General features: G+C 70.5%; 21 protein-coding genes. 14 read left to right on the forward strand and 7 right to left on the reverse strand.

Annotated elements, in window-relative coordinates; genetic code table 11:
- Positions 1–27 precede the first annotated feature (27 nt).
- From EDF53_RS16575 to EDF53_RS16585, 3 genes are all read right to left on the reverse strand, one after another.
- Positions 28–1,056, reverse strand: a complete 1,029-nt coding sequence (locus EDF53_RS16575) for a Gfo/Idh/MocA family protein (protein WP_260215973.1) — start codon at positions 1,054–1,056, stop codon at positions 28–30.
- A complete protein-coding gene (locus EDF53_RS16580) occupies positions 1,053–2,072 on the reverse strand; it encodes a Gfo/Idh/MocA family protein (RefSeq protein WP_123294572.1) in 1,020 nt (339 codons plus the stop codon). Before EDF53_RS16580 ends, EDF53_RS16575 begins: the two co-directional genes overlap by 4 nt.
- 81 nt (positions 2,073–2,153) lie before the next feature.
- On the reverse strand, positions 2,154–3,176 hold the full coding sequence (locus EDF53_RS16585; RefSeq protein WP_123294573.1) for a LacI family DNA-binding transcriptional regulator: 1,023 nt from the start codon (positions 3,174–3,176) through the stop codon (positions 2,154–2,156).
- Positions 3,177–3,392: 216 nt separating this feature from the next.
- On the opposite strand from EDF53_RS16585, the gene EDF53_RS16590 reads away from it, so the two are divergent.
- From EDF53_RS16590 to EDF53_RS16610, 5 genes are all read left to right on the forward strand, one after another.
- The gene (locus tag EDF53_RS16590; RefSeq protein WP_123294574.1) at positions 3,393–5,426 is read left to right on the forward strand and encodes a beta-galactosidase; all 2,034 of its coding nucleotides are present in this window, start codon (positions 3,393–3,395) and stop codon (positions 5,424–5,426) included.
- Complete coding sequence (locus EDF53_RS16595) at positions 5,423–6,334, forward strand: carbohydrate ABC transporter permease (RefSeq protein ID WP_123294575.1); 912 nt, start codon at positions 5,423–5,425, stop codon at positions 6,332–6,334. Before EDF53_RS16590 ends, EDF53_RS16595 begins: the two co-directional genes overlap by 4 nt.
- On the forward strand, positions 6,331–7,281 hold the full coding sequence (locus EDF53_RS16600; RefSeq protein WP_243648935.1) for a carbohydrate ABC transporter permease: 951 nt from the start codon (positions 6,331–6,333) through the stop codon (positions 7,279–7,281). The genes EDF53_RS16595 and EDF53_RS16600 overlap by 4 nt, the downstream gene beginning before the upstream one ends.
- Positions 7,282–7,345: 64 nt before the next feature.
- A complete protein-coding gene (locus tag EDF53_RS16605; RefSeq protein ID WP_123294576.1) occupies positions 7,346–8,686 on the forward strand; it encodes an ABC transporter substrate-binding protein in 1,341 nt (446 codons plus the stop codon).
- Positions 8,687–8,847: 161 nt separating this feature from the next.
- Positions 8,848–10,035: a Fic family protein gene (locus EDF53_RS16610; protein ID WP_123294577.1), complete on the forward strand. Its 1,188-nt coding sequence runs from the start codon at positions 8,848–8,850 to the stop codon at positions 10,033–10,035.
- A 13-nt stretch (positions 10,036–10,048) separates the two neighbouring features.
- Here the strand turns inward: EDF53_RS16610 and EDF53_RS16615 are convergent, their stop codons facing one another.
- Genes EDF53_RS16615 through EDF53_RS16625 form a run of 3 tightly spaced genes read right to left on the reverse strand, consistent with a single transcriptional unit; the run spans position 10,049 to position 13,519 of the window.
- Positions 10,049–10,789 carry a copper homeostasis protein CutC gene (locus tag EDF53_RS16615; RefSeq protein ID WP_123294578.1) on the reverse strand — a complete coding sequence of 247 codons (741 nt, stop codon included), beginning with the start codon at positions 10,787–10,789 and terminating at the stop codon, positions 10,049–10,051.
- The gene (locus tag EDF53_RS16620; RefSeq protein WP_260215974.1) at positions 10,786–12,342 is read right to left on the reverse strand and encodes a M81 family metallopeptidase; all 1,557 of its coding nucleotides are present in this window, start codon (positions 12,340–12,342) and stop codon (positions 10,786–10,788) included. The genes EDF53_RS16615 and EDF53_RS16620 overlap by 4 nt, the downstream gene beginning before the upstream one ends.
- On the reverse strand, positions 12,335–13,519 hold the full coding sequence (locus EDF53_RS16625) for an ROK family protein (RefSeq protein ID WP_123294580.1): 1,185 nt from the start codon (positions 13,517–13,519) through the stop codon (positions 12,335–12,337). The genes EDF53_RS16620 and EDF53_RS16625 overlap by 8 nt, the downstream gene beginning before the upstream one ends.
- A 216-nt stretch (positions 13,520–13,735) precedes the next feature.
- Between EDF53_RS16625 and EDF53_RS16630 the strand changes: the two genes are divergently transcribed.
- The 5 genes from EDF53_RS16630 to EDF53_RS16650 all read left to right on the forward strand — a co-directional run bounded on the left by EDF53_RS16630 (position 13,736) and on the right by EDF53_RS16650 (position 20,083).
- A complete protein-coding gene (locus EDF53_RS16630; RefSeq protein WP_123294581.1) occupies positions 13,736–15,532 on the forward strand; it encodes a peptide ABC transporter substrate-binding protein in 1,797 nt (598 codons plus the stop codon).
- A 93-nt stretch (positions 15,533–15,625) separates the two neighbouring features.
- A complete protein-coding gene (locus EDF53_RS16635; protein ID WP_123294582.1) occupies positions 15,626–16,585 on the forward strand; it encodes an ABC transporter permease in 960 nt (319 codons plus the stop codon).
- Complete coding sequence (locus EDF53_RS16640; RefSeq protein WP_111085912.1) at positions 16,582–17,475, forward strand: ABC transporter permease; 894 nt, start codon at positions 16,582–16,584, stop codon at positions 17,473–17,475. The genes EDF53_RS16635 and EDF53_RS16640 overlap by 4 nt, the downstream gene beginning before the upstream one ends.
- Positions 17,475–19,163: an ABC transporter ATP-binding protein gene (locus EDF53_RS16645; protein ID WP_123294583.1), complete on the forward strand. Its 1,689-nt coding sequence runs from the start codon at positions 17,475–17,477 to the stop codon at positions 19,161–19,163. The genes EDF53_RS16640 and EDF53_RS16645 overlap by 1 nt, the downstream gene beginning before the upstream one ends.
- A complete protein-coding gene (locus tag EDF53_RS16650; protein WP_207895507.1) occupies positions 19,160–20,083 on the forward strand; it encodes an ROK family protein in 924 nt (307 codons plus the stop codon). The genes EDF53_RS16645 and EDF53_RS16650 overlap by 4 nt, the downstream gene beginning before the upstream one ends.
- A 23-nt stretch (positions 20,084–20,106) precedes the next feature.
- Here the strand turns inward: EDF53_RS16650 and EDF53_RS16655 are convergent, their stop codons facing one another.
- A complete protein-coding gene (locus tag EDF53_RS16655) occupies positions 20,107–20,835 on the reverse strand; it encodes a BMP family ABC transporter substrate-binding protein (protein WP_123294584.1) in 729 nt (242 codons plus the stop codon).
- 122 nt (positions 20,836–20,957) lie between these two features.
- Here EDF53_RS16655 and EDF53_RS16660 point away from each other — a divergent pair, with 122 nt between their 5' ends.
- The 4 genes from EDF53_RS16660 (at position 20,958) to EDF53_RS16675 (ending at position 26,245) form a co-directional block, all read left to right on the forward strand.
- The gene (locus EDF53_RS16660; RefSeq protein ID WP_123294585.1) at positions 20,958–22,262 is read left to right on the forward strand and encodes a HupE/UreJ family protein; all 1,305 of its coding nucleotides are present in this window, start codon (positions 20,958–20,960) and stop codon (positions 22,260–22,262) included.
- A gap of 114 nt (positions 22,263–22,376) precedes the next feature.
- Entirely contained in the window at positions 22,377–24,512 is a 2,136-nt protein-coding gene (locus EDF53_RS16665) for an Ig-like domain repeat protein (RefSeq protein ID WP_185021089.1), read from the forward strand.
- 258 nt (positions 24,513–24,770) lie between these two features.
- Positions 24,771–24,986, forward strand: a complete 216-nt coding sequence (locus EDF53_RS16670) for a helix-turn-helix domain-containing protein (RefSeq protein ID WP_123294636.1) — start codon at positions 24,771–24,773, stop codon at positions 24,984–24,986.
- A complete protein-coding gene (locus tag EDF53_RS16675) occupies positions 24,983–26,245 on the forward strand; it encodes a type II toxin-antitoxin system HipA family toxin (protein ID WP_185021090.1) in 1,263 nt (420 codons plus the stop codon). The genes EDF53_RS16670 and EDF53_RS16675 overlap by 4 nt, the downstream gene beginning before the upstream one ends.
- Positions 26,246–26,257: the final 12 nt, after the last annotated feature.

The raw sequence follows: 26,257 nt of genomic DNA on the forward strand, positions 1-26,257 counted from the left end.
CGCGGGCCATTCCCGCGTGTCGTGTCGTTACTCGGCGGGTACCGGCACGGTGCGGCCCGACGCCACCGACTCCTGCGCGGCGAGCACGATCGACAGGGTCCGCAGCCCGACGTGCACGTCCGGCTGCGGCTGCACGCCCGACCGGACGGCGTCGACGAACGTCCGGAGCATCACGGCGTCGGGGTCGGCGCCGTAACGGGACTCGATCGGCAGCCCGGTCTCCGCGATGATCCCGCGAGCAGCCGCCCCGAAGAAGTCGAGCGACACCGTGCCGCCCGTCCCGGCGACGTCGAGCGTCAGCCCACCCCACACCGCCGAGGTGTCCGGCTTGCTCCACGAGCAGTCGATCGCGGCGACGACGCCGTTCGCGTACGTGATCGTGACGAGTCCGGCGGTCTCCGCCTGCGCCCGGGCCGCGTGCAGTGTGCGGTTCGCCACCGCGGTCACGGTGACGGGTGCCGACCCCATCAGGCCCTCGAGCAGGTCCGCGATGTGCACGACGTGGTCGACGATCGCGCCGCCGCCGGACAGTTCCGGCTCGGTGAACCACGACCGGGTCAGGGGGAGCATGCCGTTGTTCGCGCCGCGGACCGAGAACAGCTGCCCGAGTGCTCCGGAGTCGTGCGCCGCGCGGAGCTTGTCGAACGCCGAGGTGAACCGCACCGGGAACGCCACCATGAGCATGACGCCCGCGGCCTCGACGGCGTCGCGGATCGCGAGGCCGTCCTCCCACGTGGTCGCGAGCGGCTTCTCGCACAGGACGTGCGCACCGGCGGCGGCCGCGGCCTCGACGAGTTCGCGGTGCCGGGCGTTCTCGCTCGTGACGACGACGGCGTCCGGGCCCCAGGCGAGCAGCTCGTCGTACGTGTCCGCGTAGTCGACCCCGAGCTCGTCGGCCAGGTCGCGGCCGCGGAGCTCGATGACGGTCTCGCCGGTGCTGACGCCGTCCGGGTCGGCACCGCGGACCTCGACCCCGGGCATCGCGGCGAGGGCGGCGAGGTAGCCGATCGCGTGGGTGTGGGCGAACGACATCACGGCGATCTTCAGAGCGGTCACGCGCGAGCTCCCGTCGTCAGGGACACCGGCTGCCCGGTGTCCATCGACTCGAGTGCCGCGTTCGCGATCCGGACCGCCTCGGCGCCGTCCGCCGCCGTCACCCGCGGAGCGGCACCGCCGGCGAACGCCCCGAGGAACTCGGCCAGCTCGAGCCCGTACGGGTCGTCGGCGGGGTCGACCTCGGGCAGGAAGCCGTCCGCGGCGTCGGGCACCGCGAGGTCGGCGACGTAGTCCTGTTCGTCGAGCGACCGGTGCGCCAGGCTGCCCCGCGTGCCCGTCACCGAGTACTCGGTCGAGAACGCGAGGTGCTGCGGCCCCCAGATCCCGGCGACGTGGCTGATCGCCCCGGACTCGTGCGTGAGCAGGACGTGTGCGGCCTCCACCGGCTCGGCCTCGGTGCCGGCACGGACGCCGACCGCCGACACCGTGGTGACCGGTCCGGCGACCCACCGCGCGATGTCGAGGTCGTGGATCATCTGGTCCATCACGATGCCGCCGGACAGTGCCCGGTCGGCGAACCACGCGGTGCGGATCGGGAACGCCCCGGAGCGCACGAACCGCAGGACGGCCAGGTCGCCCAGGAGGCCCGTGGTGACGGCGTCGTGCAGGCGCACGTACGCGGGGAAGAAGCGCACCACGTGGGCCGGGAAGAGCTGTCGGCCGGCGTCCCGCGCACGGGCCACCAGGTCGGCAGCGTCGGCGTCGGTCCGGGCGAGCGGCTTCTCGGACACGACGTCCTTGCCGGCGGCGAGTGCGGCGCGCACCACCTCGGCGTGGGCGAAGGTCGGCGTCACCACGTCCACGACGTCGACGGCGGCGAACAGGTCGTCGAGCGAGTCGACGACGGTGATCGACGACCCCACGGCGGCTGCAGCAGGGGCGAATGCCGCCGCGAGCTCCGGTGCACCGTCCTGCGCGTACACGACGACCGGGCCGAGGCGGAGCAGGCTGGGCATGTGCGCGTGGGCGATGCCGCCGGCGCCGACGAGGCCGATCCGGGGAGGGGTCGGGGGCATCGGGGCTCCTTCGCGGGGTGGACCGGTCGACGGTGACGGGGACCGGGCCATGCTACCGAGCCGGCGGTCGGAGGGTGGTGCTCAGGCGGAGCCGCGCCAGACCACCTCCGTCGGCAGGATGAGTCCGTGCGGGCCCTCGTCGGCACCGGCGATCTGCGCGAGTACCTGCTGCGCCGCGCTCTCGCCGAGGGTGTGCGCGGGTTGCCGGACCGTCGACAGCGGCGGGTCGCAACGCAGTGCCCAGGCGCTGTCGTCGAAGCCGACCACGCCGACGTCACCGGGGACCGACCGGCCGCTGCGCTGCAGGACGTCCATCGCGCCGGCAGCCACGGCGTCCGAGGCGGCGAACACCCCGTCGAGGTCGGGGGCCCGGTCGAGGAGCTCACGCATGCCGTCGGCGCCGGCGGTGTAGCTGAACAGCGGGTTGCGGGCCACCAGCTCGGGGTCGAAGCAGTCGCCGAGGGCCGCGGTGAAGCCGGCCAGTCGGTCCTGCCCCGAGTCGCGGTCGAGCCCGGACGCGAGCATGCCGATCCGCTTTCGGCCGGTGGCGACCAAGCGCCGGGTGATCTGCTCGGCGGCCGCGCGGTTGTCGATGCCGATGTACGAGATGTTCGCGGCGTCGGACGGGTGGCCGACGAAGCACGCCGGCATGCCGATCTCCTCGATCGCCCGGGTGATCGGGTCGCCGTCGCGGGCGGACAGCACGATGGCACCGTCGACGAACCCGCCGCGCAGGTACTCGACGACGCGCTCGTTGTCGCGGGCCGAATCGACCATGATCGTGACGAGCTGCTGGTCGGCCTGCGACAACACCGTGTTGGTGCCGATCAGGATGTTGCCGATGTTCGGGTCGTCGAGCACCTGGACCGACGGCTCGTGCACGATCAGGGCGATCGCTCCGGAGCGCCGGGTGACCAGGCTCCGGGCCGCCGCGCTGCGCACGTAGCCGACGCGCCGGACGGCTGCCTGCACGGCTTCGCGGGCTTCGGGCGACACGTACGGTTCGTCGTTCAGGACCCGTGAGACGGTGCCCCGGGAGAGTCCTGATTCGTCGGCGACGTCCTGGATCGTGGCGCGCTGGCGTGCGGTTCGGACCTCGGACATGCGGCAACCATATCCGTCCCAGGACGGGCTCCAGCACGCGTCTTGTTGACAGCGGTCTGCTTCTGGTGTTCACTCTGGGAGCGCTCCCAGAACGATCCGAGCCCGTTCGATCCGGCTGGACTGGGAGCGCTCCCAGAACCTGGGTGACCTTCGCCGTCGAAGGGGTCGTCAACGACCGGAGCGGCAGCGGTCGCCCCGATCAGCGAGGACCCTGACGTGACCACGACCACCCTGCCGACGCCCGCCACCGGGGCGCTCGGGCTCGGCTCGACCGGGCTCGCCTTCGGGTGCGACTACAACCCCGAGCAGTGGGACCCTGCGGTCTGGGTCGAGGACGTCCGGCTGATGCGCGAGGCCGGGGTGAACCTGGTCGCGATCAACGTCTTCGGCTGGTCGCACGTCGAGCCGCGTCAGGGCGAGTACGACTTCACCGCGCTCGACACCGTCATCGAGCTGCTGCACGGCGCGGGCATCGGCGTCGACCTCGGCACCGGCACCGCCTCGACCCCGCCGTGGCTCACCACGCTGCACCCCGAGGTCCTGCCCGTCGTGGCGGACGGCACCACGCGCTGGCCCGGCGGGCGGCAGGCGTTCTGCCCGAGCTCCCCGGTGTACCGCGAGCACGCCCTCGCCCTGGTCCGCGCCACGGCGGAGCGCTACGGCGACCACCCCGCGGTCAAGCTCTGGCACGTGTCGAACGAGCTCGGCTGCCACAACGCGCACTGCTTCTGCGACGTCTCGGCCGAGGCGTTCCGTGGCTGGCTCCGTGCCCGCTACGGCACCGTCGACGAACTGAACGCCGCGTGGGGCACCTCGTTCTGGAGCCAGCGGTACTCGGCGTGGGAGCAGGTGCTGCCGCCCCGCGCGACGCTGTCGTCCACGAACCCCGCGCAGACCATCGACTTCGACCGGTTCTCGTCCGACGAACTCCTCGGCCACCACCGTGCCGAGGCCGCCGTGCTGCGCGAACTGAGCGACAAGCCCGTCACCACGAACTTCATGGTCGCCGCGCACATCACCGCGCTCGACTACTGGTCGTGGACGGCCGACATGGACGTCATCGCGAACGACCACTACCTCGACCACCGCCTGCCCCGCCCGCACGCCGAGCTCGCCTTCGCCGCGGACACCACCCGCGGACTCGCCGGCGGAGCCCCGTGGCTGCTGATGGAGCACTCGACCGGCGCCGTGAACTGGCAGCCGCACAACGTCGCGAAGGCACCGGGCCAGATGCTGCAGGACACCGTCGCGCACATCGCCCGGGGCGCGGACGGCGTCTGCTTCTTCCAGTGGCGCGCGTCGGTGCAGGGCTCCGAGAAGTTCCACTCCGCACTGCTGCCTCACGCCGGCACCGATTCGCGCACCTGGCGCGAGGTCGTCGCCCTCGGGTCGCTCGTCGAGCGGCTCGGCGAACTGCGCGGATCCCGGGTCGTCGCCGAGGTCGCGCTCGTCTTCAGCTGGGAGACCCAGTGGGCCGCCGACCTGGAGGCCCACCCCACCACTGCGCTCCGGTACCTGCAGCAGGTGCACGCGTTCCACGCCGCGCTCCGGGACCTCGGGGTCACGGTCGACGTCGTCGCGCCGGGCGCCCCGCTCGACGGCTACGCCGCGGTCGTCGTCCCCGAGCTCTACCTGGTGCGCGACGAGCACGCCGCCGTGATCGCCGACCACGTCGCCGCCGGTGGCCACGCGGTCGTCACCTTCTTCAGCGGGATCGTCGACGAACGCGACCGGGTCCGCACCGGCGGCTACCCCGGCGCCTTCCGCGACCTGCTCGGCATCCGGGTCGACGAGTTCCTGCCGCTCGCCGCGGACCAGGCGATCGCGCTGTCCGACGGCACCACCGGCACCGTGTGGTCGGAGCCCGTCGCGCTGCGCGGCGCCACGAGCGTCGTCGAGTACGCCGAGGGCCCGCTCGCCGGCTCCGCCGCGGTCACCCGCAACGACCACGGCGCCGGATCCGCCTGGTACACGTCCACCGTGCTCGAGGCCGACGCGCTGCGCGACCTGCTCCGCCGCGTGCTCGCCGAGGCCGGCGTCTCCCCGGATCCCGCGACCGCACCGGGTGTCGAGGTCGTCCGGCGCCGCGACGACCAGCACGAGTGGGTGTTCCTGCTCAACCACTCCGACCAGCCTGCCTCGCACACCGTCACGGGCCACGAGCTCGTCACCGACCGACCCGTCGACGGCGTCACCGTCCTCGACGCCGGCAGCACCCAGATCATCCGCACCGACAGGAACCGATCATGACCACCACCACCCAGCGGCCCCGCGCCGTCCGTCGTCGGGGCGGGGGCTCCCGCTACCGCCTGGCGATCGCGATCTTCGTGGTCCCGTTCGCCCTGCTGTTCACCGCGTTCTACCTCGTCCCGATCCTGTACGCCGTGTGGCAGTCGCTGCAGAAGATCGAGCGCCAGGGCACGTTCGGCGCCCCGACACAGGTGTTCGGCGGGCTGAGCCAGTACGCGCTCGTGTTCCAGAACAGCGCGTTCTGGGACTCGGTGCTCCGCGTGCTGCTGTTCGGTGTCGTGCAGGTCCCCGTGATGCTCGGGCTCGCGCTCCTGTTCGCGCTGCTGCTCGACTCCCCGCTGCTGCGCGGCAAGCGGTTCTTCCGCCTGGCCTTCTTCGCGCCGTACGCGGTCCCCGGTGTCATCGCCGCGATCATGTGGGGCTACCTCTACGCCCCGGACCTGTCGCCGTTCTCCGCCGTGACCTCGAAGGTGGACTTCCTGGGGTCCGGCACCGTGCTCTGGGCCGTCGCGAACGTCGTGACCTGGGTCTTCGTCGGCTACAACATGCTCATCATCTACTCGTCGCTGTTGGCGATCCCGGCCGAGATCTACGAGGCCGCCAAGCTCGACGGGGCCTCGCAGCTCCGGATCGCGCTGTCGATCAAGATCCCCCTGGTCGTGCCGGCGATCGTGCTGACCGCGGTGTTCTCGGTGATCGGGACGCTGCAGCTGCTGACCGAGCCGACCGTCTTCCGGCAGTTCACCTCGACGATCTCGTCGACGTTCACGCCCAACATGCTCGTCTACTCGACCTCGTCGGTGCCGAACTTCAACCTGGCGGCTGCGTTCTCGGTCGTCCTCGCCCTCGCCACGTTCATCCTGTCGATCGGGTTCCTCCGACTGACCCAGCGGAAGGCCGCCCAGTGACCGTCCACGCACCCACCCCGGGCGACACCGTGCGCGACGCGGGCCGACCGCTCGAGCCGAACCGGGCCTCCCGTCCGCACCAGCACGGTGCACGCGGGCCGCGGGAGAGCGTCATCTCGCGCAGCGCCGCGATGATCGTGATGGGTGTCTTCACCCTGTACTTCCTGCTGCCGATCTTCTGGCTGCTGGTCTCGTCGACCAAGACGGCAGCGAACTTCAACACCACGTTCTCGCTGTGGTTCAGCGCGACCTCGGTGCAGGACTTCTTCGCGAACCTCGCTGAGCTGTTCACGCGGCAGGACGGCATCTACCTGCGCTGGCTGCTCAACAGCATCGCCTACGCCGGTGTCGCCGGGCTGCTCGGCACCGTGCTGTCGGCGATGTGTGGGTACGCCCTGGCCAAGTACCGGTTCCGCGGTCGTGAGGCACTGTTCAACACGTTCCTCGGCGGCGTCCTCGTGCCGGCCACGGCGCTCGCCCTGCCGCTGTTCCTCATCTTCAGCCAGGTCGACCTGACCGACACGTTCTGGTCGGTGTTCCTGCCGAGCATCGTCAGCCCGTTCGGCGTCTACCTGTCGCGGTTGTTCGCGGCGTCGAGCGTGCCCGACGAGATCATCGAGGCCGCGCGCATCGACGGCTCCGGCGAGGTCCGCACGTTCTTCACCGTCGCCGTCCGGCTCATGTCGCCGGCGCTCGTGACGATCTTCCTGTTCCAGTTCGTCGCCGTCTGGAACAACTTCTTCCTGCCGCTCGTGATGCTCCGCGACTCGTCGCTGTTCCCCGTCACGCTCGGCCTCTACACGTGGAACTCGAGCGTGAACCAGTACCCCGACCTGCGCACCCTCGTGCTCATCGGGTCCTTCGTCTCGATCATCCCGCTGCTCATCGCGTTCCTGAGCCTGCAGCGCTTCTGGCGCTCCGGCCTCGGGTCCGGCGGTCTGAAGTAGCCACCCGACCAGCACTCCCTCCGCACACCAGCCCTCCCCACACCACATCCCGAACGGAAACAGCATGAAGACAACGAAGTTCCTCAGCGTCGCCGCCCTGGCGGTCGCCGCGACCGTCGCCCTCGCCGGTTGCAGCGCCGGCGGCAGCGGCAGCGGCGGCGGTTCCGCCGACACTGCAGCCGCGAGCTGCAAGCCCTCGAGCGGCAAGGTCACGCTCGACTTCACGACCTGGGTGCCGAACATGGACAAGGTCGTCGCCATCTGGAACAAGGCGAACCCGGACATCCAGGTGAAGACCTCGATCGTCGCGAACGGCAACAGCGGGACGTACCAGAACTTCTTCAACCAGCTCAAGGCGAAGCAGGCGCCCGACATCGGCCAGGTCGAGTACGACACCCTTCCGGCGTTCCGGGTGCAGGGCGGCCTCGAGGACATCGGTGCGTGCTCCGGTATCTCGGCGGCGAAGAAGGACTTCTCCGACGGCCTCTGGAACCAGGTCACCTTCGGCGAGTCGAAGTCCGTCTACGCCGTGCCGCAGGACTCCGGTCCGATGGCGCTGTACTACCGCAAGGACCTGTTCGAGAAGGCCGGGCTCGACGCCCCGAAGACGTGGGAGGAGTACGCCGAGGACGCCGTCAAGATCAAGGCGCTCGGCGGCAACATCACGAACTTCGCCAAGGGTGACGTCAACCAGTTCGCCGGGCTCGTGTCACAGGCCGGCGGCCAGTGGTTCGCGAACTCGGGTGACTCGTGGAAGGTCGACCTGACCGACGCGAAGTCGAAGAAGGTCGCCGACTACTGGCAGGACCTGATCGACAAGAAGCTCGTCAACACCCTGCCGAGCTTCACCGACCAGTGGAACGCCGCGTACGACAGCGGCCAGGACTGGACCTGGGTCTCCGCCGTCTGGGGTGCGAACACCATCTCGAGCGGTGCGCCGTCGACCTCCGGCAAGTGGGCCGTCGCGCCGATGCCGCAGTGGAGCGAGGGCGAGTCGAAGTCGGCCGCCTGGGGCGGTTCGTCGAACGTCGTCTTCGCCGGCAGCGAGCACCCCGCCGAGGCGTCGAAGTTCCTGGTCTGGCTGAACACCTCGACCGAGGCGCTGTCCGCACTGAACAAGGAGGCCAACCTCTACCCGGCGTCCTCCACCGGCGCCGAGCTCCCCGCGCTGACCGAGGGACTCCCGTTCTACGGCAACCAGAAGATCTACGAGGAGTTCGCGACCGCAGCGAAGGACATCCAGCCCTTCACCTGGGGTCCGACGATGACGCAGACCTACTCGGACGTCTCCGACGGTTTCGGCTCGGCGGCGTCCGGTGACGGCACGCTGCTCGAGGCACTCGAGTCCGGGCAGTCCAAGACGGTGGCGGCGCTCAAGGCGCAGTCGATCCCGGTCAAGGGCTGACGCGCTGACGCGCTGACGGCGGACGGGAGGCGCGGTGCCAGCGGGCACCGTGCCTCCCGTCACGTTGTCGGGCCGATGTCAGAACCGGTCGGACGGATTTTCTGAGATAGTGGCACAAGTCAGAAAATCTGACGCAGTTGTTCTGAGGTCTGGAGGCAGGAGTGGCCACGAGCACCTGGCCCGCGCTGGAGTACGAGCAACTCGACTGGGAGCGGCGTGACGCCGACTACGGTCCTCGTGCCGCTCGACGCAACACGGTGCGCGAACAGTACCTCGCCGCCGTGCCGCCGCACATCTCCGCGGCCGCCCTCCGGTTGCGCGACGAGGTGGCGACGCTGGTCGACGAGGCCTCCACGGCGCTCGTGCGCTTCGACGGCGAACTCGGTGGCGAGGTGGCACCGTTCTCGTCCCTGCTCCTGCGGTCCGAAGCCGCGGCGTCCTCGCAGATCGAGCACCTGACGGCCAGTGCCCGACAGGTCTTCGCCGCCGAGATCGGTGCTCCGGGCAAACGCAACGCCACGGCGATCGTCTCCAACACCCGAGCCATGCGCACCGCGATCGAGTTGTCCGATGAGTTGACAGCGGACACCGTGCTCGCGATGCACGCGGTGCTGATGGACGGCGATCCCCATCACGACGCCGGTGCGTTCCGGCGGGAGCCCGTCTGGATCGGCACGGACGGACGCTCCCCGGTCGGTGCCGACTACGTCGCTCCGGCCTGGCAGCGTGTCCCAACGCTGATCGATGACGTGATGGCGTTCGCGCGGCGCCTCGACCTGCCGCGGTTGGCGCAGGTCGCGGTGGCGCATGCTCAGTTCGAGACGGTCCACCCGTTCACCGACGGGAACGGTCGCACGGGGCGTGCCCTGCTGCAGGCGATGCTGCGCTCGAACGAGCTGACCCGGAACGTGACGGTTCCCGTGTCGGCGGGCCTCCTGACCGACACGGACAGCTACGTCGAGGCGCTGACGGCGTACCGCCGCGGTGCCGTCGAGCCGATCATCCGACGGGTGGCGGAAGCGTCGTTCACCGCCATCGGCAACGCCACGGAACTGGTCGACGACATCCAGCGGATCCGTCAGGGCTGGCGCGACCGCGTCGATGCTCGGAGCGATTCGGGCGTCTGGGCCGCACTCGACGTCGTCGCGCGGCAGCCGGTGCTGAACGCGACGGTACTCGCTTCCCAGATGGGGATCGAACCGCGGAACGCGTACCCGCACCTCCAGAAACTCGTCGGAGCAGGGATCCTGGTGTCGAAGAACGAGTACCAGCACGGGGTCCTGTACCGCAACGACGAGGTCCTGGCAGCGCTCGACGCCTTCGCCACGCGAGCCGGGCGTCGCGGCTGACGCGGGCTCGGTGTCAGGCGTCGAGGGCGCGCCGGGCGGCCGCCACGACCTCGGCATCGGTCACGAAGTGCGCCGAACCGTCGTCGGCCCCACCCATCGGGACCCCGGCATGGGCGCTGTCCGGCGCGGCACGCTTGGCCGACAGGTGCACGGCGGCGGCACCCGTCGCGACCAGCGCCCGGATGTCGGCCGGGGTGACACCGGCACCGGCCATGACCTGCACCGGCCCGGCGGCGTCGACCATCCGGGCGATCGTGGCAGCGCCGGCTCCAGCGGTGGGCGCGCCACCGGAGGTCAGCACGCGCGTGAAGCCGAGCGCCGCGAGCGTGGCTGCTGCCGCGACGGGATCCACCGCGTGGTCGATCGCCCGGTGGAGCGTGACCTCGGCGGTCGCACTGACCGAGCGGGCGGCCTCGACGAAGCGGCGCAGGGCGTCCTCGTCGAGGGTCCGGTCCGGGCGCAGCGCGCCGACGACGACACCGGCGGCACCGGCGCGCAGGACCGTCCGGACCTCGCGCACCATGAGCTCGACCTCGTCGGGGGTGTGCACGAACCCGCCGGGGCGGCACCGGACCAGCGCGTGCGCCGGGATCCCGGTCTCGTGGGTCGTCTCGACCAGGGCCTGCGACGGGGTCAGCCCGCCGAGCTCGAGCCCGACGCAGAGCTCGACCCGGTCGGCCCCGCCGTCCCGTGCGACGACCGCACCCTGCGGCGAGGTGACCGCGATCTCGAGTGCAACGGGCGAAGGGGTCATGCAGAGGCTCCGAGTGGCTGGTCCGAGGCCGGGATGATCCTGGCGGTCAGGTCCGGGGCCTCGGGGAACACTCGATCGTAGGGGAACATCGGCCGCTCGATCCTGTGGTGCCCGAGGCGCAGCAGGTCCTGGTCGACACCACCCGGGGTGAGCGCGAGCATCCAGTCGGCGGCCATGTCGAACAGCTCCGGCTCGAGGTACCCGATCTTCACCACGACGACGTCGGCCTGCCGTGGTGCCAGGTCGAGATCGGTGAAGTCGTGCTCGTGGTGGTACGGCTTGCGCAGCTTCGTCAGGATCACGAAGACGCTGCCGACCTGCAGCACGACCTCGGTCTCGGCGTCGCGGTCGCCGTGCTTGATCGCGTGGACCCGGCCGGTCATGGTGATCGGTCCGGCGTGCACGGCATCGACCGACGCACCTGCGGTCACCGTGACGGTCGCACCCACACCGGCCTCGACCGCGGTCGCCACGGCGGCGGCGCCGGGGACGCTCGCGTAGATCAGGGTGGGGCCGTCGGCGCTCGCGAAGGCCGGGTTCGCGAGCACCTGCGTCAGACCCCAGGTCATGTCGCCGGAGCCGCCCGCGGTGGGGTTGTCGCCGGAGTCGGACACGAAGTAGGGGTGTGCGGCGCCGGGTGCGAGCGCGGCGGCGAGGCACTCGTCGAACGTGCCGGTGGGGGCGACGAAGACGAAGTCCTCGCGGACGTCCCAGAAGGCACGGGCGAGTCGCTCGGCACCGGCGGCCACGGCGGCCTCGTCCCACCCGGTGACGACGGTGACGGCCTGGTCGCGGGGCTGGTCCGCCCAGGCGTAGCCGACCCAGATCGCGGCGTCGAGCACGCCGTCGGTCTGCTCGACGAGCGGCACCTGCGCGTACAACGAGGCGGCGGGTTCGAGGCGGGTCGAGGTCTGCTCCCCGGGCAGCAGGACGGGGATCGGGATCCAGGCCTTCACGGGGCGCTGCGCTCCGGCAGGACGCGTGGTGAGCACGTCGACCAGGTTCCGGACGGCACGTTCCTTGGTCTCCATGGCGTCCTCGTGCGGGGCCATCCGGTAGCAGGTGACGAGGTCGACCTGGTGGGCGAGCTCGCGCGTGACGTTGCCGTGCAGGTCCATCGACGCCGACACGATGACGTCCGGGCCGATCACCGCACGGATCCGGCCGAGCAGGTCCGCCTCGGCGTCGTCGAGGCCCTCGACGACCATCGCGCCGTGGATGTCGTACCAGAGGCCGTCCACGTGCTCGGCGTCGACGATCGCGCGCAGTCGCGTGACGATCTCGGCCGCGAGCTCCTCGTACGACGCCCGGTCCACGATGCCACCGGGCAGCGCGTGCCCGATGAGTGCCCCGCGGAAGTCCGCAGTGTCGGACATCGCGGACAGGAACGGGTACCGCGCCACGACCTCGTCGCCACGGTCCGGGTGGAACGCCGGTGCGTGGGTGCGGGTGGGGGTGAAGGTCGACGTCTCGATGGCCAGTCCGGCGATGGCGACGACCGGACGACGGGCACCGGCGGGGACGGCGGGGGTGGCGGGCACGGTCTCAGACACGGGCGCTCCTGTTCCTGGTGGTGGACTGCGGGATGGGGGTGGACAGCTCCTCGAGCGAGGCGGCGAGGCCCCGCTGCAGTGCGAACTGGCCGGCACCGACGAGCCCGGCATCGGCGCCGAGCGACACCGGCTCGATCGCCAGGTGCTGCGTCATGAGCGGGTGGCAGCTCTCGTAGAGCTGACTGCGCACGGCCGCGATGAACGGGTCGAGGGTGGAGAGGATGCCGCCCAGGTAGACGGCGTCCGGGTTGAAGAAGTTCACGTTGGCCGCGAGCACCTCGCCGAGGTACCGACCGGCCAGGCGCACGGCACGGGTGGCCTCGGGGTGGGCGTCCGAGGCGAGTCGGACGACGTCGGCGGTCGAGGAGACGTCGACCCCGGCGCCCGACAGGATCCGCACCAGGGCGGCTCCGGACGCGACGGTCTCGAGGCACCCGGTGTTCCCGCACGAGCACGGGGTGTCGCCGGCGGCGTCGATCCGCACGTGGGTGATGTCCCCGGCCGAGCCCGTGGACCCGCGGTACAGGCGGCCGTCGATGACGATGCCCGCGCCGATCGCCGACCCGGCCTTGATCGTGATGGTCTGCCGGCGTCCCGGAGGCTGCACGCTCTGCTCGCCGGCGGCCATGCAGTTCGCGTCGTTGTCGACGATCGCCGGCAGGCCGAAGCGGTCGGACAACCAGGCGGCCACCGGGAACCCGTTCCAGCCCGGCATCCGGCTCGGCAGGTCGACGACACCGGCCTCGACGTCGACGGGTCCGGGCAGGCTGAGCCCGACTCCGCGCAGACCGGCGCGGCCACGGTCGTCGGCGAGCCGCTCGAGCAGGCCGGCCAACCGCTGCAGGCCGGCGGTCGGACCGTCGGAGAGCGCGAACGGGACGTTCGCGACCGACTCGAGCGCGCCTCCCGGCAGCACGATCCCGACCCGCGCGTGCCCACCGCCGACGTCGGCGGCGACCGCGTACTCGTCGACGCCGCCGATGCGGAGCACCTTGCGAGGACGGCCGCCGGTCGAGACGTCGGTGCCCTCTTCTGCGAGCAGCCCGTGCGACAGCAGCTGGGTGACGACGTGCGACACCGTCGACGGAGCGGCGCCGAGCAGTGTGGCGATCTCGGTGCGACTCGCGGCCTGACCCGACGCGACGAGTTCGAGGACGCGAGCAGAGAGGTCCGTCACGACTTTCTCCAATCCGGGGGAAACGACGGTCGAACCGACCGAACACCCGGATCCTAACCGGCGGAACGGCCCGTTCACCCTTTCGTCCAAACGGCAGAAACGCAGTTTTTACACGAAGATGTTTGTTTTTCCAACGGCTTTGGCCATTGACTGTGTCCGTGCCGCTCGGCACGCGTGCTCCACCTCCCCAGAACTCCCACGCACCAGGAGACACACATGACCAAGCCCCGCCGCTGGGCGCTCCTCACCGGAGCAGCGATCGCCGTGAGCGCCCTGCTCGCCGGATGTTCCGGGGGCGGTTCCGCCACCTCGAACGCGAATCCGGACGAGATCAACTACGCCCTTCCTGCGAACTTCACGCCCAACTGGATCCTGCCGATCGGCACCGCCGCGCACCTCAACACGAACAACGGCTCCATCGCGCAGTCGCTGTACGAACCGCTCGTCGCGTACGACGGCTCCACCGGCAAGATCGCGTGGAACAAGGACGGGTCCGTCGCCACGGACGCGGAGTTCGCCGACGACGGCAAGAGCGTCGAGATCACCCTCGGTGACCGGCACTGGTCCGACGGCGAGGCGATCACGAGCCGCGACGTCGAGTTCTGGTTCAACCTGATCAAGGCGAACAAGGACCAGTGGGGCTCGTACTCGAAGGGCAAGGCGCCGGACAACTGGACCTCGTTCAAGACCGTCGACGACACCCACTTCACGATCACGTTCGACAAGGCGTACAACTCGGACTGGATGCTCGCCAACCAGCTGAGCCACATCATCCCGCTGCCGCAGCACGCCTGGGACAAGACGAGCGCGAGCGCCAAGGTCACCGACGCCGACGAGACCACCGCCGGCGCGAAGCAGGTCTGGAAGTACCTGAACACCGCGGCCGGCAAGATCTCCGACTACGCCACCGACGACCTGTGGAAGACCATTTCCGGTCCCTACGGCGTGAAGGCGTTCACCACCGCCGGCAAGGTCACCCTCACCGCGAACACGAAGTACGACGGCGGCGAGAAGCCCTCGATCACGACCGTCAACCTGCTGCCGTTCACGACGGCCGACGCCGAGGTGAACGCGGTCCGCTCCGGCGAGGTCGACTACGGCTACATCAACGCCACGGACATGGACCAGGAGTCCTCGTTCACGGCGAAGGGCTACGAGGTCGAGCCGTGGACCGGCTGGGCCATCACCTACATGCCGTACAACTTCAACAACCCGGACATGGGCGCCGTCTTCAAGCAGCTGTACGCCCGCCAGGCCGTGCAGATGTCGATCGACCAGAAGTCGCTGTCGAAGGTCGTCTTCAACGGCACCGCCACCTCGACCTACGGCCCGATCCCGCAGGCGCAGGAGTCTGACTACGTCTCCGACGTGCAGAAGGACAACCCGTACCCGTTCAGCACGTCGAAGGCGAAGGACCTGCTGACCAGCCACGGCTGGGAGGAGCAGGGCGGCACCATGGTCTGCACCGACCCCGGAACGTCCGACAGCCAGTGCGGCGAGGGCGTGAAGGACGGCACGAAGTTCACCATGGGTGTGCTGTCGCAGTCCGGCTCGACCGTGACCGACAACATGATGAGCGCGATCCAGTCCTCGCTCGCCAAGACCGGCATCGGCTTCACCATCAAGACCGCGCCGGTGTCGAGTGTGCTCTCGCAGACCCCGACCTGCACGAGCGACGAGGCCAGCTGCGACTGGGACCTGTCGTTCTTCGGCACCGCGGGCAGCTGGTACTTCCCGGCCTACCCGACCGGTGAGTCGCTCTTCTCGACCGGTGGGTCGGCGAACTTCGGCAGCTACTCGAACAAGCAGGTCGACGACCTCATCGATGCGACCACCACCTCGACCGACGCCACCGCCGTGCAGGACTACAGCGCCGCGGTCGCGAAGGACCTGCCGGTGATCTGGCTGCCGAGCCCCGACTACCAGATCTCGGTCGTCAAGAAGGGCCTGTCCGGGTTCGACCAGGACTCGCTCGCCAACTTCCACCCGGCCCAGTGGAAGTGGAACAACTAAGACCGTGACCACGGACGGGAGGCGCGGTGCGCGCCCGACGCGCACCGCGCCTCCCGTCCGCTCCGACGCAACAACCCAGACGACGGAAGCCGCATGACCACAGCTCTCTACCTCACCAGGCGCGTCCTGCAGGCGCTCGCGGTGATCCTCATCGTCACGATCGTGGTGTTCTGCCTGCTGCACGCGCTGCCCGGCGGACCCGCCCGCGGTGTCCTCGGCGTCTCCGCGACCCCCGCGCAGATCACCGCGTTCAACCAGGCGCAGGGACTCGACCAGGCGCTGCCGGTGCAGTACCTGCGGTTCCTCGGCCGCCTGCTCACCGGTGACCTCGGCACCTCGTACACGCTCAACGAACCGGTGTCGCAGCTCATCGCCGAGCGCCTGCCGAAGACCCTCGTCCTCACCGGCATCTCCGCCGTCCTCGGCCTCGTCATCGCGATCCCGGTCGGCATGCTCCAGGCCGCCCGCCGCAACGGCGCGGTCGACTACGCCGCCACCGCGCTGGCCTTCGTCTTCTACTCGACGCCGGCCTTCTTCCTCGGCCTCATCCTGATCATCGTGTTCAGCCAGCAGCTGCCGTGGCTGCCGTCGCAGGCGCCGAGCGGCACCACGCTCGCCGAGGTGTTCCAGGACCCCGCCGGGCTCGTCCTGCCCGTCGTCACCGGAGCGCTCGCGATGATCGCCGTGTTCAGCCGGTACATGCGGGCCTCGACCCTCGAGAACCTGCAGGAGGACTACGTCCGCACCGCCCGCGCCGGTGGTGCGTCGACGATGACGATCCTGCGCCGGCACGTGTTCCGGAACTCGCTGACGCCCGTCGTCGCGATGCTCGGCTACTACCTGCCCGTGCTGTTCGGCGGTGCCCTGGTCACGGAGCAGCTGTTCAACTATCCCGGCATGGGGCTCCTGTTCTGGAACGCGGCGCAGTCGTCGGACTACCCGACGCTGCTCGGCTGCGTCCTCGTCATCTCCATCGCGACCGTCATCGGCACCCTGCTCGCCGACGTCGCGCAGTCCCTCATCGATCCGCGAGTGAAGGCGAGCCGCGCATGAGCGCCGTACAACTGGCACCCGAAGCACCGGGCGCTCCCGTCACCGTCGCGGCCACCGGGTTCCGGCTCGCCGCCCGCCGGTTCCGCGGCAACACGCTCGCCGTGATCGGCCTGGCCGTGATCGTCGTCATCGTCCTGTTCTGCTTCGTCGGGCCGTTCCTGTACCCGACCGACCAGACCCACACCCTGCTCGAGCAGGCCAACCAGGGTCCGAGCGCGGCGCACTGGCTCGGTACCGACGCCGTCGGCCACGACGTGCTCGGCCGGCTGATGTACGGCGGCAAGGTCTCGCTCATGGTCGGCATCGCCGCCGGGGTCCTGGCCACCGTCGTCGGCACCCTGTGGGGTTCGGTCGCCGGCTACGTCGGCGGCTGGGTCGACGCGCTGATGATGCGCGTCGTCGACGCGGGCATCGCGATCCCGGCGCTGTTCATCCTGCTCGTCATCTCGGCCATCACGACCCCCGGTGTCGCCGGGCTCATCCTGATCCTCGGGCTGGTGTCGTGGCTGGTGCCGTCCCGCCTGATCCGCGCCGAGACCCTGACGCTGAAGAACCGCGACTACGTGCTCACCCTGCGCGCGATCGGCGGCTCGCACGCCCGCGCCATCGGCAAGCACCTGCTGCCGAACTCGGTGTCCACGATCGTCGTCGCCGCGACCTTCCAGGTCGCCGACGCGATCCTGCTCGTCGCCTACGTCTCGTACCTCGGGCTCGGTGTGCAGCCGCCCGCGACGGACTGGGGCGGCATGCTCTCGGCGGGACTCACCGCCGCGTACTCCGGACGCTGGTGGCTCATCGTGCCGCCGGGTCTGGCCGTGATCCTGATCGTCTGCGCGTTCAACGCCGTGGGCGACGGACTCCGGGACGCCTTCGACGTGAGGGGCCGCTGATGACCACCGAACCGATCCTGCGGACGACCGACCTCGGCGTCTCGTTCAGCACCGAGTCCGGCACCGTGTCGGCCGTGCGGGGCGTGTCCCTGACGGTCGCGCCCGGCGAGACGCTCGCCCTCGTCGGCGAGTCCGGCTCCGGCAAGTCCACGGTGGCGCTCGCCGCGATGGGGCTGCTCTCCGGCAACGCGACGGCGACGGGCAGCGCGCTCGTCGCCGGTCACGAGGTCGTCGGTGCTCCCGAACCGTCGCTCCGTGCCCTGCGGGGCTCGACGGTGTCGATGGTCTTCCAGGAGCCCGCGACGGCCCTCGACCCGCTCACCCGGGTCGGCGCGCAGATCGCCGAGGTGATCCGGAACCACCGGACGGTCACCGCCGCGCAGGCCGCGGCCGAGGCCGTCGACCTGCTCCGCCGCGTCGGCATCCCCGACCCCGAGTCGCGCACGCGGTCGTTCCCGTTCCAGCTCTCGGGTGGGCAACGCCAGCGCGTGGTGATCGCGATGGCGATCGCGAACTCGCCGAAGCTGCTCATCGCGGACGAGCCGACGACCGCCCTCGACGTGACCGTGCAGGCCGAGATCCTCGAACTGCTCCGGAAGCTCGCCGTCGACACCGGCACGGGCGTGCTGCTCGTGACGCACAACATGGGCGTCGTCGCGGACTTCGCAGACCGCGTCGCGGTCATGCTGCAGGGCGAGATCGTCGAGACCGGCAGCGTCGAGGACGTCCTGCTCCGTCCGGAGCACGAGTACACGAAGCGGCTGCTCGCCGCGGTGCCGCGGCTCGACGTGGCGGGCGACCGTCCCGCCGCCCCGGTCGACGCGGGGTCCGCTGACGCGGCGGCCGGGAGGCCCGGTGCGGCCCCGGTGGTCGACCTGCGGGACGTCACGGTGACGTTCGGGCGCGGGGCGCGCGCCGTCCACGCGTTGCAGGGGATCGACATCGCCGTGCACGCGGGCGAGACGGTCGGCCTGGTCGGCGAGTCCGGCTCCGGCAAGTCCACCGCGGCCCGGGTGGCGCTCGGGCTCATCACGCCGACGTCCGGCACGGTGTCGCTGTTCGGTCAGGACCTGCGCAGCGCCCGTGGTCGTGATCGCCGGGCGCTCCGGTCCGGCATCGGCGTCGTGCTGCAGGACCCGGTGGCCTCGCTCGACGCCCGGATGTCCGTGGCGGAGTGCATCGCCGAACCGCTCGCCGTGCACCGCCGTGGGATGTCGTCGGCGGACCGTCGTCGGCGGATCGACGATGTGCTCGACGCCGTCCGGTTGCCGCGGTCGCTCGCCTCGCGTGCACCCCGCGAGCTCTCGGGCGGGCAGCGCCAGCGGGTCTCGCTCGCCCGCGCCCTGGTGCTCGAGCCGCGGTTGCTCGTCGCCGACGAACCGACCTCGGCGCTCGACGTCAGCGTGCAGGAGACCGTGCTCGAGGTCCTCGGCGAACTGCAGGACGACCTGGGGTTCGCGTGCCTGTTCGTCTCGCACGACCTGGCCGTCGTGCAGCACTTCGCCGAGCGCGTCGTGGTGATGCGCCAGGGCGTCGTCGAGGAGCAGGGCACCACCGGGACGACGCTGCTGCACCCCACCACCGACTACACCAGGCGCCTGCTCGCCGCCGTACCCGTGCCCGACCCCGTCCTGCAACGGCAGCGTCGGACGGAGCGCCTCGCCTCGCTCGCGGCGGTGACCGCGTGACCCGGGTGATCGCCGGCGTCGACGTCGGCGGCACGAACACCAAGGTCGTCCTGACGACCCCCGACCTCGAGGTCATCGACCGCGTCGACCTGCCGACGCCCGCCCACGCGGGCGGGGCGGCGATCGTGACGGCCGCCGTCGGGGCGGTGACGGGCCTGCTCGTCCGGCACCGGGCCTCCTTGACGGGTGTCGGGGTGGGCGCGGCCGGCGTGGTCGACGCTGCCACGGGCACCGTCCTGGTGACGGGCAACTCGTTCACCGGCTGGGCTGGTTACGGCGTGACCCGCGCGGTCAACGACGCCCTCGGCGTGCCGGCGACGCTCGACAACGACGTGAACGCGTTCCTGCTCGGCGAGATCGCCACGGGTGCCGTCGCGGGGGAGTCCGACGTGCTCGGGATGACCCTCGGCACCGGCGTCGGCGGTGCGTTCGTGCTCGGCGGACGGCTGTTCGCGGGGCCGCGCGGCGCGGCCGGTGAGATCGGCCACGTGCCGGGCTTCGGTGACGCGCTGTGCACCTGCGGACAGATCGGACACCTCGAGACGATCGCGGGCGCGCGTGGCATCGCCGACCGGTACGCCGAACGATCCGGCCGGCGGCTGTCGGCGCGTGACGTCGCCGTCGCCGCACGTGCCGGTGACACGGACGCCGCTGCCGTCTTCCAGGCCGCGGGGTGGGGCCTGGCGCGCGCCGCCCTGCTCACCGCGGGGATCCTCGACGTCACGACGATCGTGATCGGCGGCGGCATCGCGCGGTCGTGGGACCTGCTCGAACCGGCCATCACCGCGGCGATCGCGGCCGAGCCCCCGGTGAGCGGTGCGACGATCCGGTTGGCGCAGTCGACCCTCGGGTCGGACGCCGTGGCGCTCGGTGCCGCGTCGCAGGTGCGCGCGCTCGTGCTCGAGGCCGAGCCGGCGTAGCGACGGACCCGGGGCGGGTCGGGTCAGCGCACCCAGACGACGATGCCGCGCAGGTCGTGCAGCACGGCCGCCAGACCCGCGCGCAGCGCGCGGTCGGCGCGCTCCTCCGTGAAGGTGGACGGGTCGTAGTGGCTCGACGGTCCGAGCCCCTCGCCGCGGAAGCCGCCGCCGGTCCAGTCCGCGGCCGTCACGTTCGAGGTCGGCTCGGCGATCTCGGCACCCACGACCAGGAACTGCTGGTGCAGTGCCGTCGGCGACACCGCGGCGAGCGGGTCGACCATGTGGTTGCCGACGCTGATCACCAGGTCGGACCGCTCGTCGATCGCCCGGGTGACCGCCGCGATCCGGTCGTCGGCGTCCGTCGCCGACACCCTCGTGACGGTGACGTCCTCGTCCGCCGCCAACGACGCGACGGCGTCGAGCAGGGTCCGGGTCGGGGCGTCGTCGGCGTCACCGGCGTCCGACAGCAGCACGACGTCGTAGTCGTCGGGCGCGTGGACCCCGGACCACGAACCTGGCTCCGGGTGGATGGTGGCCTCGGGTGCCGGCGGCTGCGTCGGGTCGGAGAAGCCCGCGCCGAGGGCACCGGCCGTGGCGTGCGCCGTCGCCGACGTGCCGGTGCCGGCGTCGGCTCCGGCTCCTGCGTCGGTCCCACCGGGTGTCGCCGAGCACCCGGCCAGCAGGGCGACGCCGGTGCCGACAAGGGCGACGGTGGTCAGCAGGACGGTCGTCCGGGCAGCGAGGCGGGTCACTGCATCATCGAAACACGTCGGTGTGCCGCACCGGGCCGGCTCCGGCGGCTGTCCGGCACCTGTCCCACTGCTGGTCACCACCTGTTCACCTGCCGGTCGTCCGAGGGCCGGATCGTCTGCGCGTGCCTTCCGGAACCCCCGTCGCGCTGCTGCGCGCCCGCCCTGCCCGTCCTGCCCGCCCTGCCCGTCCGTCCCGCCCGTCCGCGCTGATCGCACGGGTCGTCGCCGTGCTCCTGCTGCTCGGGGTGGTCGTCGTCGGCGTGCTGGCCGGGGCGTCGCCGGCATCGGCGCACGGCTTCAGCTCGGTCGTCTACGCGAAGGTGACGTCGACGGAACCGACCGTCGTGCACGCGGAGCTCGGGCTCGAGTACGACCTGATGCTCGTGTCGGTCGCCACGAGCGAGCACGACGACGCGTTCCACACGCAGGGGCAGGCGGCCTGGGACGACGGCGACTTCCCGGGGATGGTGTCGGCGGCCGAGGCGCACACCGACGCGCTCGGGAAGTACGTGTTCGACCGGTTCTCGGTGTCCGGCGCGGGTGGGCAGGCCTGCACGGGCGTGCTCGGCGACAGCGTCACGGTCGACCTGCAGGACGAGGTGCCGTACGCCCACGTGACGGCGGACTTCACCTGCCCGGAGCCGTCGGAGACGCAGACCGGACACGTCGTGACGTCGACGTTGTTCCCGGACAGCGAGACCTTCGTGCGCGACACCAAGACGATCGTCACCTACGACGTCGACGCGAAGCAGGGATCGGCGACGCTCGACGCCTCGCAGCCGTCGTTCTCGACCGAGCAGTCGGCCGGGCAGCGCTTCTGGGAGTTCTTCCGCCTCGGTGCCGAGCACCTGCTGACCGGCATCGACCACATCCTGTTCCTCGTCGCGCTCATCGCCGGGTCACGGCGCCTGCGCGAGGTGGTCTACACCGCGTCGGCGTTCACCATCGCGCACTCGATCACGTTCATCCTCGCCGCGCTCGGGGTGGTCAGCCCGCCCGCGATCGTCGTCGAGCCGCTCATCGCCCTGTCCATCGCCGCCGTGGCCGGCTGGTACCTGTGGCGGCTCTGGCGGCGCCGGTCGCGGGCCGACGAACTCGTGGTCGGTGAACACGGGCACTTCTCGCTCGACCGGGCCGGCTGGACACGCCTGGCCGTCGTGTTCGCGTTCGGGCTCATCCACGGGCTCGGGTTCGCCGGGGCGCTGGGCATCCACGAGGCGTTCTCGTGGCAGCTGCTCGTGTCGCTCCTCGTCTTCAACGTCGGCATCGAGGCGGTGCAGCTCGCGATCATCGTCATCGTCTTCCCACCGCTGTCACTCCTGCGCCGGAAGGCCCACCGGGTCTCGCTCTGGGTCACCGGACTCGTGACCGCCGGGGTGTTCGTGATGGGGATGATCTGGTTCGTCGAGCGGCTCGCGGCGGGATGACGGAGGTCCGCTCCTGAACAGCGACGACTTGTCACTCAGCGTTTACCAAGACGTTTCGCAGTGCATGCAGAGTCTTCCGTGCAGCACCATCCCACGTCTGAGAAACGGACCACCATGAGTCTCCTGTCCGGCGCCACCACACGGCGCAGAACCACCACCCTCCGCGTGTGCGGAGCCGTCCTCGGGGCCGCGCTCATCGCCGGCGCCTCGATGGTCGGCACGAACGTCGCCTCCGCCGCGACGAACACCCCCACCACCAACATCTCCACCGGCGGCCCGCTCCACATCCTGCTGGGCGTCGGCGCCACCGAGAGCCAGCGCATCGCCTCGTGGTACTTCCCGACGAACGTCGCGCAGTCGCTCGAGATCCAGAAGACCGCGTCGATGAACGACGGGGTCTTCACCGACGCCAAGTCGACGATCGCCGCGTCGAAGGCCGCGAACACCGCAGTCGACACGAGCACGACGGACTCGAACACGAAGAGCATCGACGGCATCGCCGCCGAGTCGGGCTACATCAACGCCCACGCCACGATCTCGGACCTCGAGCCGAACACCTCGTACACGTACCACGTCGGTGCGGCGGACGGGTCGGCCTGGTCGGCGTCGTACACGTTCACCACGAAGAGCTTCTCCGGCGACTTCGACTTCCTGTTCTTCGGCGACCCGCAGATCGGTTCGTCGGGCTTCGTCGACGACGACGGCGCGGGCTGGGCCGACACCCTGAAGTACGCCACCTCGACCGAGCCGGATGCCGAGCTCCTGGTCTCCGGTGGCGACCAGATCGAGCACGCCAACAACGAGTACGAGTGGGGTGCGTTCGCCGACAGCAGCGACGTCCTCAAGCGCTACCCGTGGGCCTCGACCATCGGCAACCACGACGTCGGCGGCAAGGCGTACGAGCAGCACAACCAGGTGCCGAACTCGCTCAAGGTGCCGGACTTCTACCCGGGCGGCAACACCACCGCGAACTCGGGTGGCGACTACTGGTACATGTACAAGGGCGTCCTGTTCATCGACATCAACTCGAACGCCTACGCGGCCGGATCGGACGCTGCCCACGTGAACTACGTGCGCGACGTCATCAACCGCTACGGCGACGACGCGAAGTGGACCACGCTGGTCTACCACCACTCGATCTACTCGCCGGCCGACCACGCGAACGACAAGGACAACCAGCAGCGCCGGTTCGACTTCACGCGTGCGTTCTCCGACATGGGCGTCGACCTCGTCCTGCAGGGCCACGACCACTCCTACTCGCGCAGCTACGCGATCAAGAACGGCAAGAAGGCCAACGTCAACGAGCAGCCCGCTGCTCCCGAGGTCTTCTCCGGCCCCGGCGGCGTCATCTACATGACGGCGAACTCGGCCTCCGGCTCGAAGTACTACGACCTGACCGCTCCGGACGCCACCCAGAGCGGCTACGGCGCAGACCCGCTCGACCCGACGGGCAAGCGCCACTGGGCCAACTCGGTCGAGAACCAGGAGCACGTCCGCTCCTTCGTCAAGGTCTCGGTCACCGACGAGAAGCTCTCCGTGCAGGACATCCGCGCCGGCGACTGCACCACGCTCAACTCGGCGGTCCAGCACGGCAACGTCGACAGCTGCGGCGTGACGCTCCAGCCGACCGCCACCGCCGACCCGGCCGCGATCGGTTCGACCGTCGACCAGTTCGACCTGCACGCCACGCTGCCCGCGACGACCACGACGCTCGCCGTCTCCGCCGCGTCGCAGACCGTCAACGCGGCGAAGCCGGCCACGGTCACCGCGACCATCGCCGGTGGCATCGGCAAGCAGCAGGGCACGCTGACGGTGTCGGACGGCAAGAAGGTCCTCGGCACCGTCCCCGTCAAGAACAGCACCGCGACCATGACGCTCCCGAGCGCCCTGGCCATCGGCACGCACTCGCTCACCGCCAAGTTCGTCAACGCGGACTCGACCTTCTCGGGCACCGACTCGGCGACCGCGAAGGCCACCACCGTCACCGTCACGAAGGCCCCGTCCCGGACGGCGCTCAAGTACAGCGGCGGCAAGGCGACCGTGCAGGTCAAGGCCACGGGCTTCACCGTGAACGGCACCGCGCGGATCTACCAGGGCACGAAGCGCCTGGCGACCGTCACCGTCAAGAACGGCAAGGTCACCTCGGCGCTCTCGCTGAAGAAGGGCACGCACAAGCTGCACGCCGTCTTCGCCGGCACCGACACCCTGACGACGAGCACCAGCCCGGTGCAGTCGATCGTCATCAAGTAACACCAGCGCACCAGCGCACCAGCGAGGGCCCCGCGACTCCGGTCGCGGGGCCCTCGTGCGTCGTTCAGGACTGCGCGATCGTGAAGCGAGGACGACGATCGCCACGGGCGTGCCGACCACGGCGACCACCACGACCACAAGGCTCCGTGGGATCGATCGGCTCCGAACACGTTGTGTAAGCGATCGATTGCTGGTGATACTTGTAAGCGATCGGTGACAGGGCTACGCTGTAACCGGACGATTACAGCGGAGGCGCACATGCGAGTCGACACTGCCCTTGCACTGGGCGATCTCGTGCACGAGCGCCGCACGCGTCTCGGTTGGTCACAGGCTGAACTCGCCGAGCGGATGGGTGTCAGCCGCCGATGGGTCAACGAGTTCGAGGGCGGGAAAGGCACCGCACAACTCCGTCTTGCCTTCGACGCGCTGACCGTCCTGGGCCTGGTTCTCGAGGCGCACGAGCGCGACCGATGAGCGAGCTGCGCACGTTCCTCGACGGCGTGCCGGTCGGCGCCTTCGAGATGAACGCCGGTGGGAACACCACCTTCACCTACGACGAGGCGTACCGGAACCTGCCCGACGCGACCCCGGTGTCGTTGTCGATGCGAACCGGCCGCGTCAGATGGAAGGCGAAGGCGGCCGGACCGTTCCTCGCGGGACTGCTTCCCGACAGCCCGGAGCGGCTGCGCGAACTCGCTTCGGAGCACCACGTCACCGAGAACCCGTTCCGGCTGCTTGAGCGCCTCGGCCGTGATGCCGCTGGTGCCGTGCAGCTGCTCCCTCCGGCGACGGACTCCTCGGACGCGGCGGTCCGGCGTGGTGCCGTGCACCGCCTGACGGACGACGACTTCGACGGCTTGGTCGACGCGCTCGCGCGCAACCCGGGATCGTGGGGCGGCACGATGAACGCCGGACGGTGGTCGCTCGCGGGCGCGCAGAGCAAAGCCGCCCTGTTCCGCTTCGACGACGGGACCTGGGGTGTGCCGCAGGACTCGACCCCGACGACCCACATCATCAAGCCGGTCATCGCGACGATGCCGGACCACGACGTGAACGAGTACGTGTCGATGGAGGCCGCTCGGCTCCTCGGGCTGCAGGTCGCGGACCACGAGTTGCTGCGGACCTCAACCGGCGCCCGGGTGTTCGTCAGCAAGCGGTACGACCGGGTCCGTGACGATGACGGGTCATGGCGTCGGCTCCACCAGGAGGACCTCTGCCAAGCGCTGTCCGTCTACCCGTCCAGGAAGTACCAGGAAGAGGGCGGACCATCGGCGAAGCAGATCGCGGTGCTCCTCCGCGGAGCCATCGCGCAGCCCGACGAACGCCGTGATGCGCAGCGACGGTTCTTCGAGGCGCTGGTGCTGAACGTCGCGATGCTCGGAACGGATGCTCACGCGAAGAACTACTCGCTCCTCCTCGACGGCCCCTCTGTCCGCCTGGCGCCGCTGTACGACCTCGGCTCACACGCTGCGTACCCGTCAGCTGACGGTTCGACGCTGCGCGGCGCGATGTCCGTCGGCGACGAGTACCGCTTCGACGGGATCGGTGAGGAGCAGTTCCGTGACATCGGCAGGTCCCTGGACATCGCTCCGGACGAGGCAACCGATCGCTACCGAAACATCACCTCCGGCGTCGCCGCAGCGTTCGCGCAGGCGGCGGCAACGGTGGAGGAGCCATTCGGTCGAGAGCTCGCCGACGCTGTGGCACGGAACGCGACGCGTCGCGGTTGGTGAGCTGAGCGGAGA

The sequence above is a fragment of the Curtobacterium sp. PhB78 genome, from assembly GCF_003751685.1.
GTDB lineage: Bacteria > Actinomycetota > Actinomycetes > Actinomycetales > Microbacteriaceae > Curtobacterium.

Excerpts from the sequence above, each read along its gene's own strand:
- EDF53_RS16640 (WP_111085912.1), top strand. The coding sequence starts at position 16,582 with ATGAGCGCCGTACAACTGGCACCCGAAGCACCGGGCGCTCCCGTCACC.
- EDF53_RS16665 (WP_185021089.1), top strand. The coding sequence starts at position 22,377 with ATGAGTCTCCTGTCCGGCGCCACCACACGGCGCAGAACCACCACCCTC.
- EDF53_RS16580 (WP_123294572.1), bottom strand. The coding sequence starts at position 2,072 with ATGCCCCCGACCCCTCCCCGGATCGGCCTCGTCGGCGCCGGCGGCATC.
- EDF53_RS16675 (WP_185021090.1), top strand. The coding sequence starts at position 24,983 with ATGAGCGAGCTGCGCACGTTCCTCGACGGCGTGCCGGTCGGCGCCTTC.
- EDF53_RS16630 (WP_123294581.1), top strand. The coding sequence starts at position 13,736 with ATGACCAAGCCCCGCCGCTGGGCGCTCCTCACCGGAGCAGCGATCGCC.
- EDF53_RS16605 (WP_123294576.1), top strand. The coding sequence starts at position 7,346 with ATGAAGACAACGAAGTTCCTCAGCGTCGCCGCCCTGGCGGTCGCCGCG.
- EDF53_RS16645 (WP_123294583.1), top strand. The coding sequence starts at position 17,475 with ATGACCACCGAACCGATCCTGCGGACGACCGACCTCGGCGTCTCGTTC.
- EDF53_RS16585 (WP_123294573.1), bottom strand. The coding sequence starts at position 3,176 with ATGTCCGAGGTCCGAACCGCACGCCAGCGCGCCACGATCCAGGACGTC.
- EDF53_RS16635 (WP_123294582.1), top strand. The coding sequence starts at position 15,626 with ATGACCACAGCTCTCTACCTCACCAGGCGCGTCCTGCAGGCGCTCGCG.
- EDF53_RS16595 (WP_123294575.1), top strand. The coding sequence starts at position 5,423 with ATGACCACCACCACCCAGCGGCCCCGCGCCGTCCGTCGTCGGGGCGGG.
- EDF53_RS16615 (WP_123294578.1), bottom strand. The coding sequence starts at position 10,789 with ATGACCCCTTCGCCCGTTGCACTCGAGATCGCGGTCACCTCGCCGCAG.
- EDF53_RS16670 (WP_123294636.1), top strand. The coding sequence starts at position 24,771 with ATGCGAGTCGACACTGCCCTTGCACTGGGCGATCTCGTGCACGAGCGC.